Genomic DNA, 12,938 nt, shown 5'->3' with positions numbered 1-12,938 from the left:
TGAGAGCAGTCTGTGGGAGATGGAGATCGGGGCGGATCTGACCCTGAACAGCAGTGATGCGGGCCTGCTTGTGGGCGGGCTGATGTTCTCCTACGGGACGGGCAATACGGATGTCAGCTCTGACCTGGGGGACGGGTCGATCGAGACCAGTGGCCTGGGTCTTGGGCTGGCCGCCACATGGTATGATGCGCGCCGGTTCTATGTTGACGGGCAGGTGACGCTGAGCTCCTACACCAGCGACCTGACCGCGGACAGGCTCGGGACCCTGACGGAGGGCAACAGCGGGACGGGCTATGCGCTGTCGCTGGAGGCGGGACAGCAGCTTGATCTGGGCACGCGGCTGACGGTGACCCCGCAATCCCAGCTGAGCCTGTCGTCGGTGACGTTCAGTGACTTCACGAGTGAGGTGCACCGGGAGGCGGTGGCGCTGAGCGATGCGACCAGCCAGCAGCTGCGGCTTGGGCTTGAGGTCGCGGCGCAGGAGCGTGGGGAGAGTGGCCTTTATGGCATTGTGAACCTGTACCATGAGTTTGGTGCGGGCAGTGAGGTTGAGGTGGCGGGGACGTCGCTGACGACGGAGCGTGAGCCCTGGACGCTTGGGGCTGGTCTTGGCGGTAGCTATGCCATGACCGAGCGTGTGGATCTGTTTGGCGACGTTGCCTATGCCACCGGGCTCAGCAATGCGGGCGATACCAGCGCCCTCAGTGCAAACGCAGGGCTGAAAGTGGTGTTCTAGGAAAGACGGCGACGAACCCTGACTGGTCATTGCCGCTCCAATTGGGCGCTACAGTCGCGTTCGGCAGGTTGCAGCCTGAAGCGACCTAATCGAACGACCAGCGTACCAAGCGGGACTTCACCGTGGTCGAATGAACAGCTGTTTTAGGCAATAACTCTACAGCAATTGAGCTGACAAGGCGACGCCAAAGCGAACAAAGTCGACAAAGAAATGGTAACCGACCGCTGCTTCGAAACCGAGCTTGACGTAGATCAATCCCATTGGCACACCGAAGAGAAGTGCGGCTACTCCCATCTGTAGGGCAGCGGGGTTAAAAATCGTCGCGGATGGAAGATGTGCCAACGCATGGACCATGGGTGCAATCAGGATAGCAGAAAACAGTGCCCGGTTGGGTAGCTGCGGTGATGTCTGTCGTAGCACCACATACAGCAGGGTTGGCATGCATAGCCGATCCCTATGGCCCGCCCAGCGATCATCCTGCGGCGCGAACCGATACTGGAAGCTGGCCCCAGACGACTTCTCCGAGGGGCTGCTTCGATAGGGTTGGGATTTCCGAGCTCAGCGCCCGCGGGAGGTTCGGAACAGTTTCAATTTGATGAGCTAGTCTGAACTTGCATCTCGCCAACGTTTAGTGGGACGTAGCAGTCATCCAAAGGTCACAAGCGAATGAGTGGTGCTCGCTCATCTGTGCGCGTGTCTTTTGCGGTGCCTACTCAAAGCAAGGCCGAACATCTTCTTCAAAGTATGGCTCCTGGTTCACCCAGAACATGTAGTCCACTTGCAAAAAGTCGTGGGCAAATGCGCGAAGCTTCGGCACAAGACTTGTGCGCTCACTCTGGACCTCATTTGAGTTCGTTTGCCCAACATAGTTGCCATCCTGAATGGCGATCCCAAGCGGAACAGAAAAAGTACCTTCGTGCATCATTGCCAAGGGATGGTTCAGCTGACCCTTGCGCTGCATTAACAGGTCCGGAGTGCCAAGTCCGACACCAATCGCCTCACCGTGCTGATAGACGCCTGACAGGTATCCTTCATCCTCCCAAGGCAACCACTCTCCAGGCATGAAGTTTGCGTATTGGAGTTTGTCAGTATTAGGAAATGCAGTTGCCAGAGCCTGCATGTTTGTTTTGATGCCTTCAAAGTAGAGTTCTGGAGAAAAGCTGGGGTCTGTTTCAGCGGACACTCCGATCGCGGTTTCCTGAAGGTTTATTCCAGCAACTTCTCCGTCAAACTCTTCTCCAAGGGCCTGCAGAAGCGCACTAAACCGCTCCTGAACTCTTGGTGACCACCGCTTGGCAACCCAACCTTCCGGTTGCCCGTTCTCATAGAATTGCTCAGTCGCTCCGCCGTCGAACTCGTCCGATCTGAGGTATCCTGGAACAGGGACATTGCGATGCCAGAAACTCGCGTCTTGAAGTTGGATAAAGAGCGTCTTGCCATGCCGCCTGAGGTAAGCGAGATCCTCTTGGATATCGCTGAAATCATAGATGCCTCTGTGTGGCTCCAAATCTGCCCAGGCGTACATGATCTGGGCACCTACGAACCTATCGGACTCCAGCAGAGCGTGACGACGTATCGCACGGCGGTCCCGCGCGAAATACACGAAGTGTTGAATACTATCGGCACCGATCGGACAGGTCGCGTCGTCATAGGCTTCATGAGCAGTCAGATACCTGTTTGCCGGGTTATCCCAACTCTGACCAATCAAAGGAGTTGGCGTGTACAGAACACCGACCGCCACAATCGCCAGAACGCCGCTGCGCATCTGCATGAATTGGCCTCATCAAAGCAAAGTTTTTTGCTTGATGACGTAAGGGCAAAACGAAGACAAGCCGTCTCAGCTGCCGCCGAACGAGGGATTACGGGAAGAAGCAGCCTCTCCCTCAGTCATGATGACGTCCGCTTGGTTCATTTGTCGGATCGTTTGCCGCGTTCGACTTCTTTTGCGAGAGCGTCCATCTTGGAAGTCCAGAAATGTCGAAGCTGTTCTAACCACGCGTCCACATCGGCAAATCCTGCGGGATTGATCTCGTAGCAGCGCTTCGCCCCATCCTTCCGCACATTTGCAAAGCCGGTGTCGCGCAAGATGCGAAGATGTTGGGAGACGGCGGACTGAGAGATGCCAAACTCGGCTTCAACGACTTTGACGATTTCACCTGACGCATGTTCCTTTTGTGAAATCAGCTCCAGAGTGCGTCGGCGCACGGGGTCGGATAGCACATCAAAGGCGTTCATTTTCCCTCACCAGTGTAGAATGCAGCGGTGCGTTCTGCGCTTTCCATAGCGATTTGCGCGGCTGTTCCGGTTTCAACATGAGCCTTGCCCCATGCTTCGGCCCATTCACGCAACGTGGCCTTGCCTATCGCGCTTTCGGCCCAAGCTTCCCCGGCCTCAATGGTCGACGAACCGTCGCCAGAAACATGCATATCCAAGCCCATCATAGCCAACTCCCAACCCACGCCGGTCGCACCGGGCCCATACCGATCCCAATGCGCTTGGCTTTCCGGATCGGTCGGGTGCTCATGTTCGAGGGTTAAAAGTGCGCCTTCTTCAGACTCTTCGATTGTGACATTGACCCAACTGGTGTTACCGCCAAACTCCCAAGTGAGAGCCAACAGTCTGGGCGGTGCGCAGGTCAAGATATCACCGTCTGCATTTCCCGCGATAGAGAAACGTCCACCTTGTTCGAAATCGCCAGTGACGTTCGCGAACCAGCGCTGCACACGCTCCTTGTCTGTCAAAGCACGCCACAAGTCGACTGGAGTTGTTGGGTAACTGCGACTTGCGCGCACGATTTGCGTCGGACGTCCATCACGTTCACCGCGACCGACCTCCCGAAAGGATGCCCCGAGAGCTTCGTTGAAGTCCATCTTTTGATCTCTCTGGTTTGATGTATATTAGATAGCACTAATATGAATTCTTGCTAATATCAAGCTGTTCCCTAGAATGGACATTCGCTGCGGCGCGGAGCAATGCAGAAGCGGGCGCTCATGGTACCTTCGCCGCGATCTGCACCAAGGGCCGGTCAGTGATGGACCGACTTTCGCTTTGCGTCGCATGAACTGGTGAGAGGTGGACAAAGCTGTCTTCGGACGGTTAACGCCAAAGGCCGCTTTCGATGTTTTCAAGCTTTTCGTGCTGCGGATTACGCGATGAAAAATACAACTGTCATCACAGCTCCTATGCCAATGATGACACCGCGCAGAATGTCTGTCCGCGTCATGCTGCGCACAAAAAGTGATGTGGCGTATGCCCCGCATACATTGGCAGTGGCCATGGGAATGGCTGCCTCCCATGCAATGAGGTCGGCGGTCATGAATGTGGCAACGGATAGTGTGGATAGAATGGACGCGAGCAGGTTCTTTAACCCATTCATGCCATGAATGTTGCGGTAGCCCTGTAGCGCAAGTGCGGCGAGCATGATGATGCCCAACCCGCCGTTGAAATAGCCCCCGTATGTCGTGGCCGACACAAGCACGGCGACGGACATAGCTGTCGAGCGCGTGCCGATGGTGCCTCCCTCAGATAGCTTCTGAAGCCGTGGGGCGAATGCAAACAAGAGTGTCGCCGTTAGCAACAGCCATGGAACAAGCGTTAGAAACGCCTTTGGAGATGTCACGATAAGAAGGACTGCCCCCAATATGCCGCCGACTGCTGCTATCATAATGATCGTTCCGAGGCGCAGAACGCCTTCGGCGCGGATATCGCGGTGATAGGCCCAAACACTTGCGATGTAGCCTGGCACAGCCATCGTCGTTGCCGTCGCATTTGCGACAACCGGCGGTATCCCAATCCAGATCAAAACCGGCAGAGTGACGAAGGTTCCGCCACCTGCAATGGCGTTTAATGCACCACACAGAACCCCGGCAGAAACGATGACAACCAGCTCGAGCAAATCAGTTCCTTCCACCACTTTCGAAAGCCTTTATCCTTCTATTAAATTGGTCTTAAAATTGGTCTGGATTTGTCATGCAGTATACAAAAGCAGCTACCGCGTTAGCCCGACTTAGGGAATTTTTGAGGGCCAGCGCGCTCGCCATCGGTGACAGGTTGCCGTCCGAACGTGTCTTGGCGCAGCAGTTTTCATGCAGCCGTGAGACCTTGCGGCGTGCAATCCTTGTTCTGGAGCAAGAGAACGAGATTTGGCGTCACGTGGGTCAGGGGACATTCTATGGCCCAAGGCCCGCTACAGCGCCCCTTAAGGAAAGCCTAATGCTTCAGGCTACATCCGTTCAGGAGTTGGTGCAGGCGCGATACCTGATCGAGCCAGTGGTGGCAGCCGAAGCCGCCCGCAGAGCGACCGCGCTTGACATTTCCAAGTTAAATGAGCGCATCGTCGTAGGGCGTGACGGACCAGACAGGTTCGAGTGTCAGAAAGCGGATGACATCTTTCACCAAACCATTGCGACGGTTGCAAGAAATCCGATCCTGTCTTCGATTCTCACTTTTCTTTCAGAAGCGAGGCGTCGGTCATCGTGGCAGTCACAGTGGGATCGCACATATCGGCACATTGGCATCAAAGAGTTCAAGGGGCCGCACAGTGACCAACATCAGCGCATCGTTGATGCAATTGAACGACACGACCCCAAAGCAGCAGAGGCTGAAATGCGCACCCATCTAGAAGTTATAATCGAAGCCCTTCAACTTGCGCCAGGATCACCGCAGTTCTCAGCTTCAGCTTAGCGGTCGGTCATCTAGGATGCAGTATCAGGCAAAGTAGGGCGCGCTCCGGACCTTAGCTGCAAGGTGATTGGATGGCGGAAGGGCGGACAAATCCAACGTTTCAACATTTCTTGCGAATGTCCGTTTAGCTGTTTCTCAAGAAACGGACCATTGAGTGCGCAAATTCGCGGGGCGCCTCAACGCAGTGCAAATGACCAGCGCCAGAGATCATACCAAGTGAACTGCTCGGAATTGTCGCGGCGAGATTCTCTACAACATCCGGCGGGGTCACGGTGTCCTTGTCGGAATCGATCAACAGTGTAGTCATCCACTGATCTATTCATCCGTCTCTGAGTCACGAACTCTACAAGCGACGACGAAGCGGGCAACTGTTGATAGAACAGCCGCTCAAGACCTGACACTGCGATCTCCCGTGTGAGGCCATGGCGTTTTGTGTCCTCAGCCGATGCCGTCCAGTCGTCAAAAACTCCGATTTTTGTCGCCGTGTTTGAAAGCACGAGCCGTTTAATGTGATCAGAGCGAAGCGACCATTTGCGCGACCATTCCACCAAAGAAGGCCCCAACAAGGCTACAGCCTCCTACTCCAAGATGCTCGATCAAGTGGACCAAGTCAGTTGTGTAGTCTCTCAATTTTTACGGCGTGGGAGGTGTGTCGGACTTGCCGCAACCTCTTAAGTCCAGGCTGATCAGTCGGTATCCGGCCGGCATCTGGGCAACAACGTCCTTCCAGATTTCCTGATCAAAGGACATCGCATGAACAAAGACGATTGGATGCCCTCATGATCATTCATGTCTTTATAGGCCAGATGCCCCCAAACTATCCGAAACCTGCTGTCCAATGTTCCGCAACGCATCGCTTGTCCTCGTTGACAGTGAATCAATCATGGATAATAATTATCCACGAATCGTTTGGAGGTCGAGATGAAACTGAGTGACGGGGTTGAGCAGGCCATCCATTCGGTCGCGATGCTGGCCTCTCTTGAAGACAATCAGGTTCTGTCGGCGGCAGCTCTTGCCGAGTTCCACGGGGTCTCACCAAGCTATCTGTTGAAACACCTCCAGACTTTGTCACGGTCTGGCATTTTGGGCACTTTTCCTGGCCCCAAAGGCGGGTATTACCTCGCTCAGTCCCCTGCCGATATCTCACTTCTTGATGTTGTTCTCGCTGTCGAGGGGCCGGAACCAGCTTTCCGTTGCAAGGAAATTCGTCGTAACGGTCCAAACCCGGTGCCAGACGGTTTCTTCACTGCCCCCTGCCAGATCAGTGCTGCGATGCTGCGCGCCGAGCGCTCGTATCGTGCGGAACTTAAGTCCGTGACAATTTCCCACCTGCTGGCCGACGTTCAGCGAGACGATGACGGCACTCTGGCTGCGCGAAGCTGCGTCTTTCTCGACGCCAATGTGCGGATAACACCTCAAAACCGCTCTCAAGAGCCTGGCTAAAGGAAACACGCATGGAACCACGTATCGACTATATGAAAGCTTCCCCAGAGTCTTTCCAAGCCATCTGGGGGCTTGAGAAATTTGTGTCCCAGAAGGCGGGGATCGCGCCGCAGCTGCTGCATCTTGTCAAAATTCGTGCCTCACAGATCAACGGCTGTGCGTTCTGCATCGACATGCACGTTAAGCAAGCCCGCAGGGATGGTATGGGCGAACAGTGGCTCTCGCTCATCGCCGCATGGAAAGAGTCACCTCTCTATTCCGAGAAAGAACGCGCGGTCCTGGCATGGACGGAATCCCTCACCAACGTCTCACAAACTGGCGCACCTGACGATGACTTCTCACCCTTGCAACAGTACTTCACGGAGGCGGAAATCACCAACCTCACCGTAGCTATCGGAACCATTAACATCTGGAACAGGATGGCCGTGGGTTTTCGATCTCAGCATGAAGTTGATCCGACGAACTGAAACAACGTCTCGCAGGCTTGGATACCTCGCTATTTGGCGAGGTATCCTCTCACCGATATAGTTTAGGGTTTGGACGGATGAAGATCGACCAGCCAATGCCGGAGTTGCCAGTACCAAATGTCCGAGAGGCACAAGAGTACTATCGAGACAAGCTCGCCTTCGAACTGTCCTGGTTCAACAAAAAGGGTCGCATCGGCGCGGTCTCCCATGGGGAATGCGCTATATTCTTTCGTGAATGTAGTCTGGCCCAGACAAGCACGTTCTAGGTGTTTTGTGATGATGTGGATGAGGCCTACGCCGACCTGGCGGGGCGCGGGGCAGATATTCGAGAGGATCCCGAAAACAAGCCTTGGGGCCTTCGTCAGTTCACGGTTTGCGATCTGTTCGATAACCAATTCTATTTTTTCCACGACCTCTGATTATTGGCATCGGCGTCACGAAGCACATTGTTGACGCAAACGCGACTACTGGAGAAGCTCAATGCTCAATAGTATATGCCCAATTTTTCCGAGTGCCGACTTCGGCAGAACGTCGGCGTTCTACGGCGATCTTGGTTTCACGGAGGTCGCCAGATTTGAGGAGAACGGCTACTTGATCCTCGTCCGTGACGGTGTGGAGATCCACTTTTTCAGCACCCAGGGCCATGAGGCGGCGGAGGACTCCGATCATGCTGCCTTTGTTCGTGTGGAGAATGCCAACGCCCTGTCGCTTGAGCTTGAAGCGCTGAACCTAGCTGATCACGGTGTCCCCCGTTTTACCAGAGCGGAAGGTAAGCCTTGGGGCGTCTGCGAACTGGAGATTGTTGATCCAGACAACAACCTCCTGCGCATGGGGCACGTCTCCTCGGAGACCTGAATTCGGAGACGTCGCCTCTGCAGGCAAATCTACCATTTGATAAAGGTCAGCTTTTCGCCTTGTCTCAGAGTTCCACCAACCGCTCTTCGACGGGTGACGACTGAACGATAGAGGAGTTCGTCGCACCGAATGGCACGATCCGGTCGATAACGGCTTCCATCTCTGCCACGTCGCGGACGTGGGCCCGCGCAACGAAGCAATCCTCGCCGGACACGCGATCACAAGCGACGATCTGGGGTGTCTCTTGGATTGCCGTGATCATGTTACTCATTTCGCCCGGCAGCGGGCGCGCGCGGATCAGGATCGTCAGACCGTAGCCAAGGCGGGCTGGGTCGATGCGAGCGCCATATCCAGTGATTATGCCGACATCTTCAAGTCGCCTCACGCGGTCCGCTACGCTGGGGGCGGACAGGCCGACGCGCCGAGATAGCTCGGCCCGGGGAACACGGGCATCCGCGCAAAGCTCGCGCAGGATTGCGGCGTCTATGTTGTCGAGACCCGTTTCTTCAGATCGAAGGTTTTCTGACACTTTTTCCTTCCTTCTTGCGCCTATTGCATTCCTCGACATAGCTGATCGCCATATCGTAGTTCAATTTGACCTTGCATTATAGATGCATGACAGATCAAGCCCCCGCAAACCACGCCGTCGCCAACGCCCCCGGTGCCATGTCGCGCGTGTCCGATGCTGTTCCCCCTCACGCATGGTTCGGCGTCTCCGCCGTTTTCCACTATCTCGGCCCGGCTTTCGCCGTTCTACTTTTTCCAGTCGTAGGTGTACTTGGCGTTGCCTGGTTCCGTATCGCGTCGGCCGCTCTGGTCTTCGCATCCCTCACGAAGCCACGGCGCACCTTCAAGAAATCGTCGCCGCGTGAGCGCCTGCTTCTTCTTGCGCTCGGCGGCTGTCTCGCCGTGATGAACAGCGCCTTCTATCTGGCCCTCGACCGGCTGCCGATCTCATTGGTTGCGGCCATCGAGTTCGTCGGCACCATCGGGATCGCGCTTTGGGGTCTCCGCACGTGGCGCAACTATCTGGCGTTCGTCTTCGCCATCATCGGCGTGGCGCTTCTGATCGACATGCCATCGCTGATGGCTGCGGATGGCCCCGACCTCACATCTGATCTTCTGGGTCTGTTCTGGGCGGTGCTGAACGGGTCTCTGTTCGTCCTCTACATCATCCTGGGCCACAAGATTTCCGAAGATGGCGCGCCTGGTGGTGTGGAGCGTCTCGGGGCGGCCATGACAGCGGCATTCATCTTCGTTATGCCCATTGGCTTCCTGCAAGCTCTCCAAGCCTTCGGCGCACCGCTTCTCGTTCTGGCCGGGATTGCCGTGGGTATCTGTTCCTCCGTAATTCCCTATGTCTGCGATCAACTCGCGATGGCCCGCCTACCGCGCGCCAGCTTTGCGTTTCTGCTCGCTCTCTTACCTGCAATGGCCACGATCATCGGTGTCATCGTCTTGCGCCAGATTCCCAGCGCTGCGGACATCCTCGGTGTTGTCTTGGTCATGATCGGCGTGGCCGTTCACAAGCCCGCACCTATGCCGGTTCCGGCAGCCATGGGAGATTGAAGCCGTTCTTGGCCGCACCTTGACGAATGCGCAGGGGTGGGCTGCACCAAGGGCCGGCCAGTGATGGATCCCCGATGGCACTTTGCAGCCCGATGCAGACATTGGGCTCTGCACGAAGTTGGCTGCTATGTGAGACAAAGTGAGCTTTCGCCGCGACTGTGCCAGACGTGGTCGAGCCGATTCCACTTGGCCGAGCTTCATGAAATACTGCTGTCAGCCGATAAGTGACCGGCAAAAAAGTAGCAAACAGGCCCGCAGCCTCTGGATAGTCCCGCAACAGCGTTGTGCCTTCCAGATACAATAATCCCAAGCGGTTCATCGCGAGGACAGACCCGATCCCAGCTCCTGGCGCATACAGGTTCGCGGCGCGCGCGAGGTCAGCATCGGTGCCAAGTTCAAACCCAAACAGACGGCTCAGGTAGAAAGCCCCATCACCGTCACCTGCCTCAAAACTGGATTAGAACTCCGCCGCGGTTGTAACATCGCCTGTATACAGGACCGTCAGACCCTTTTCGATATCCGCATTTGCCATTGATCCGGCAAGCGCGGCTACGACAAGGCAACAAGCGCCAGTGAAGGCGGTGAAATCACGGATTCCGATCATCGTGGTCTGTTTCCAGTTTTGCTGTTGCAGGACGTGACGGAAAAAGGCGCGCCATCGCCAGGCCGGGGACAACTCCAGACGGCACCAGAACGAAACGGGTTGCCACCGACGCTGTTGTCTGCATCAGCGTGTTGCGACGAATAAGAAAGATCAATTGGTTAACTGTCCGGGCAACGAGAATGAAAGCAGCGTCTGCTGCGGATATTCGAGTTTGCTGGCTGCGCATTCCGGATAGCTTTCATTCAAGCAATTTGCACGCATTCAGACACTCTCCGCATCGAACACCTAAATGGAAACACCGATCTACTTTGAAGCTTGAGGGCAATAGCACACCAGCTATTGCCCTCTTTCCCTGTCCCGGGCATTCAGTCGCTCTATTCAATTCCCCCCTCGAGAGGCGAGGGGGGGTGAGTGGTGGTGGGTGGGCTAACTGATACATCCTTCCAACAGCTCACATTCCAAAGTAATAAGACCTGGTTGCTGCATTGGAAAATACCGAGATACTATACTTTGATAGGCATCAGTTATGATGGGTGTGCGGCCCGCCAAAAAATACGATGTATTTGCGCATTCCTGACAGTAGCACAGTGGGTTAGTTTCGATTGATTTGCCAGCAGCGGGTTTCTGGCTCATGACAACTGTCAAGACATGGAGATCAGAGAGGAGACCCGGAACCACTCTAGTTAGGTTGTGAAAGATGGCCGCCACGCGGCGCGCAAGCAGTCGTCAGTCAAAGCCAAAACCGGGATCGTTTCGAACAGCCCTGCGAGTGAATACAGCATTGTTGAATTGTGTCGTTGCTTAGCCGTTGCATACAACCTGTCTTGAGCAAAATGCATCGTCCAATCATCGACGGGAACAACGAAACTCGAACGTCCATTGCCCTTTGCCATCTCATCTCACGATCTTCTTGCAATCACGCTGCCGGGCAAAGAATGTGGTATGGATCAGCGTGCCCCGTATTTCTCAATCCCGTTTGCGTTTCCTCAGATAGTTCTTCCGCTTGGGTGAAGCGCGAGCGCCGATAGCCTTTGGCATGATGAACATGCTCCTTCGGGCGTTTTTACCAGGGGTTCATCGTGAAGAACCTGATCAGGCCGTGTTGACAAAATGACAGTCCGACAGGCGTAGCTCTCAGCATAGCTGATGTCTATCCAAATATAGAATTTCAGTATTTTCCAATATGGTGCACTGCTTCTAATTCTGCATACCAGACGAATTGATCGGGCGCATTTGCTGGCAATGAAACAACAAACCTCAAGCAGCAAAACTGTGGAGGGATGGCCTAGAGGACAGCATCAGGTTTCCACCATCGCTGACGCGTTCAGTATGCGCGCGAGATCAACGTCGATCGCTCACAAGTTTGAATTGGATGTCTCAGTAGCGCAGTCGCAGACAATTCAAACGTCGTGAGAAAGATACCCCAACATCACCTAACACATCGCGCTTTGGAAGAATGATCAATGACCTATCATGTAAGAACTGTTTTATTGGCCCTTGCAACCGCCTTGCCAACGCATGCGCTTGCCGATTGGAACGGCGCATATGCCGGCTTCTCACTTGGCTCAACCGTTACAAATGAGCTGTCAGGTGAAGATGATGGTAGTTCCGTGACTTTATGAGGCTGACCCAAGCGCTGCTCTTGGCATATTCAGTGGCTACACTGTACAAAATGACGATTTAGTCTTTGGCGGCGAACTTGCTTTCTTGATAAGCCCTGATGTCGAGCTAGAGGTTGATGGAGAAGATCTCTCATTTGACTTTGATGCTATTGATCTGAAAGGTCGTGCTGGCTACGCGGTCAACAACATCTTGTTTTATGGTGTGGCAGGCGTCTCGCGCGTCTATGCAGCGGGCGTCCAGGCAAGCGGGTTTAACATTGGCGTTGGCGCTGATTACGACCTCGGAAACTACATTGCCATCGGGGCGGAGTATGTCGCACGACGTGCAACGGATGAAGAAAGTGATTTTGACGCCACTCTTGACACACTGGCTGTCAGGGCGGCTTTCGGCTTCTGATCAAGAATTGGTAGTATGACAAAGCAAGCCGTGCCTCCTTGGCACGGCTTTTGTGTGTGACGGCGCGGCCTGATTTCCGCGGAGGGCCCTGATCGAAAACCTCTGTGATCCACGCCCCAATGATGGCGTGCTGCGCTTGATGGAAATCGAAGACCACCTGCGCGATCCTGATTTGAGTTGCCCCTGTGATGTCGAGGAGAACTGCGACTGAACTACTGGCGTTTGGGCCTGATGTGTCTTCCCGTCCATAAAAGGTCACACCCTCAAACTGTGGGATCAAACAGCCGTGCAGTATTGACAAAATGAAGGTCTATAGGCGCAGGCCTCACCATAGCTGTTGCCTATTCAAATATAGGATTGGAGTATTTCCCAATGTGGTAAGCGGGTTCTAATGTTGGGCAGGAAACGAATGGTTCGCCCACCGCATGCTCGATAAAAAAATCGCAAATATCCGCAATAGATTCAATATGTTACTTGCGCTTGTGGTGAAGCTGCCGTATCATCAGCTCATCAGCTCATCAGCTCATCAGCTCATCAGCTCATCAGCTCATCAGCTCATCAG

Annotated in this window: 16 protein-coding genes and 1 pseudogene; 8 read left to right on the top strand and 9 right to left on the bottom strand. The window is 54.8% G+C overall.

Annotated elements, in window-relative coordinates:
* Positions 1–736: autotransporter outer membrane beta-barrel domain-containing protein (locus tag SLH47_RS25665; protein WP_320243920.1), on the top strand; the 736-nt coding region annotated here is incomplete at its 5' end.
* 156 nt (positions 737–892) lie between these two features.
* Here the strand turns inward: SLH47_RS25665 and SLH47_RS25660 are convergent.
* The 5 genes from SLH47_RS25660 to SLH47_RS25640 all read right to left on the bottom strand — a co-directional run bounded on the left by SLH47_RS25660 (position 893) and on the right by SLH47_RS25640 (position 4,631).
* On the bottom strand, positions 893–1,177 hold the full coding sequence (locus SLH47_RS25660) for a type II CAAX prenyl endopeptidase Rce1 family protein (RefSeq protein WP_320243918.1): 285 nt from the start codon (positions 1,175–1,177) through the stop codon (positions 893–895).
* A 268-nt stretch (positions 1,178–1,445) separates the two neighbouring features.
* Entirely contained in the window at positions 1,446–2,507 is a 1,062-nt protein-coding gene (locus tag SLH47_RS25655; RefSeq protein WP_320243916.1) for a hypothetical protein, read from the bottom strand.
* A 137-nt stretch (positions 2,508–2,644) separates the two neighbouring features.
* Positions 2,645–2,971, bottom strand: a complete 327-nt coding sequence (locus tag SLH47_RS25650; protein WP_320243914.1) for a metalloregulator ArsR/SmtB family transcription factor — start codon at positions 2,969–2,971, stop codon at positions 2,645–2,647.
* Positions 2,968–3,606 (bottom strand): SRPBCC family protein, encoded by a 639-nt coding sequence (locus SLH47_RS25645; RefSeq protein WP_320243912.1) that lies wholly within the window; start codon positions 3,604–3,606, stop codon positions 2,968–2,970. Before SLH47_RS25645 ends, SLH47_RS25650 begins: the two co-directional genes overlap by 4 nt.
* A gap of 275 nt (positions 3,607–3,881) precedes the next feature.
* Complete coding sequence (locus tag SLH47_RS25640) at positions 3,882–4,631, bottom strand: sulfite exporter TauE/SafE family protein (RefSeq protein WP_320243910.1); 750 nt, start codon at positions 4,629–4,631, stop codon at positions 3,882–3,884.
* 74 nt (positions 4,632–4,705) lie between these two features.
* On the opposite strand from SLH47_RS25640, the gene SLH47_RS25635 reads away from it, so the two are divergent.
* On the top strand, positions 4,706–5,419 hold the full coding sequence (locus SLH47_RS25635; RefSeq protein WP_320243909.1) for a FadR/GntR family transcriptional regulator: 714 nt from the start codon (positions 4,706–4,708) through the stop codon (positions 5,417–5,419).
* A gap of 633 nt (positions 5,420–6,052) precedes the next feature.
* Here the strand turns inward: SLH47_RS25635 and SLH47_RS26480 are convergent.
* A complete protein-coding gene (locus SLH47_RS26480; RefSeq protein ID WP_413785682.1) occupies positions 6,053–6,187 on the bottom strand; it encodes an alpha/beta fold hydrolase in 135 nt (44 codons plus the stop codon).
* A 153-nt stretch (positions 6,188–6,340) separates the two neighbouring features.
* Here SLH47_RS26480 and SLH47_RS25630 point away from each other — a divergent pair, with 153 nt between their 5' ends.
* The 3 genes from SLH47_RS25630 (at position 6,341) to SLH47_RS25620 (ending at position 8,184) form a co-directional block, all read left to right on the top strand.
* A complete protein-coding gene (locus SLH47_RS25630; RefSeq protein WP_320243907.1) occupies positions 6,341–6,862 on the top strand; it encodes an Rrf2 family transcriptional regulator in 522 nt (173 codons plus the stop codon).
* Positions 6,863–6,873: 11 nt separating this feature from the next.
* The gene (locus tag SLH47_RS25625) at positions 6,874–7,329 is read left to right on the top strand and encodes a carboxymuconolactone decarboxylase family protein (RefSeq protein ID WP_320243904.1); all 456 of its coding nucleotides are present in this window, start codon (positions 6,874–6,876) and stop codon (positions 7,327–7,329) included.
* Positions 7,330–7,809: 480 nt separating this feature from the next.
* Entirely contained in the window at positions 7,810–8,184 is a 375-nt protein-coding gene (locus tag SLH47_RS25620; protein WP_320243903.1) for a VOC family protein, read from the top strand.
* A gap of 64 nt (positions 8,185–8,248) precedes the next feature.
* Here SLH47_RS25620 and SLH47_RS25615 read toward each other — a convergent pair whose 3' ends face one another.
* Positions 8,249–8,713 carry an Lrp/AsnC family transcriptional regulator gene (locus tag SLH47_RS25615; protein ID WP_320243902.1) on the bottom strand — a complete coding sequence of 155 codons (465 nt, stop codon included), beginning with the start codon at positions 8,711–8,713 and terminating at the stop codon, positions 8,249–8,251.
* Positions 8,714–8,799: 86 nt separating this feature from the next.
* On the opposite strand from SLH47_RS25615, the gene SLH47_RS25610 reads away from it, so the two are divergent.
* A complete protein-coding gene (locus SLH47_RS25610; protein WP_320243899.1) occupies positions 8,800–9,753 on the top strand; it encodes an EamA family transporter in 954 nt (317 codons plus the stop codon).
* Positions 9,754–10,210: 457 nt separating this feature from the next.
* On the opposite strand, the gene SLH47_RS25605 is transcribed toward SLH47_RS25610, so the two are convergent.
* Positions 10,211–10,357: a hypothetical protein gene (locus SLH47_RS25605; RefSeq protein WP_320243897.1), complete on the bottom strand. Its 147-nt coding sequence runs from the start codon at positions 10,355–10,357 to the stop codon at positions 10,211–10,213.
* On the bottom strand, positions 10,341–10,583 hold the full coding sequence (locus tag SLH47_RS25600; protein WP_320243895.1) for a hypothetical protein: 243 nt from the start codon (positions 10,581–10,583) through the stop codon (positions 10,341–10,343). The genes SLH47_RS25605 and SLH47_RS25600 overlap by 17 nt, the downstream gene beginning before the upstream one ends.
* A gap of 1,237 nt (positions 10,584–11,820) precedes the next feature.
* Here SLH47_RS25600 and SLH47_RS25595 point away from each other — a divergent pair.
* Positions 11,821–11,979: a hypothetical protein gene (locus tag SLH47_RS25595; protein ID WP_320243893.1), complete on the top strand. Its 159-nt coding sequence runs from the start codon at positions 11,821–11,823 to the stop codon at positions 11,977–11,979.
* A 16-nt stretch (positions 11,980–11,995) separates the two neighbouring features.
* A pseudogene (locus tag SLH47_RS25590) lies at positions 11,996–12,376 on the top strand (outer membrane protein); the annotation flags it as partial.
* Positions 12,377–12,938: the final 562 nt, after the last annotated feature.

The sequence above is a fragment of the Cognatiyoonia sp. IB215182 genome, assembly GCF_033963905.1.
Classification (GTDB): Bacteria; Pseudomonadota; Alphaproteobacteria; order Rhodobacterales; family Rhodobacteraceae; genus Yoonia.
The sequence above is the reverse complement of the archived record's forward strand: the minus strand, read 5'-3'. Positions and strand labels throughout refer to the sequence as shown.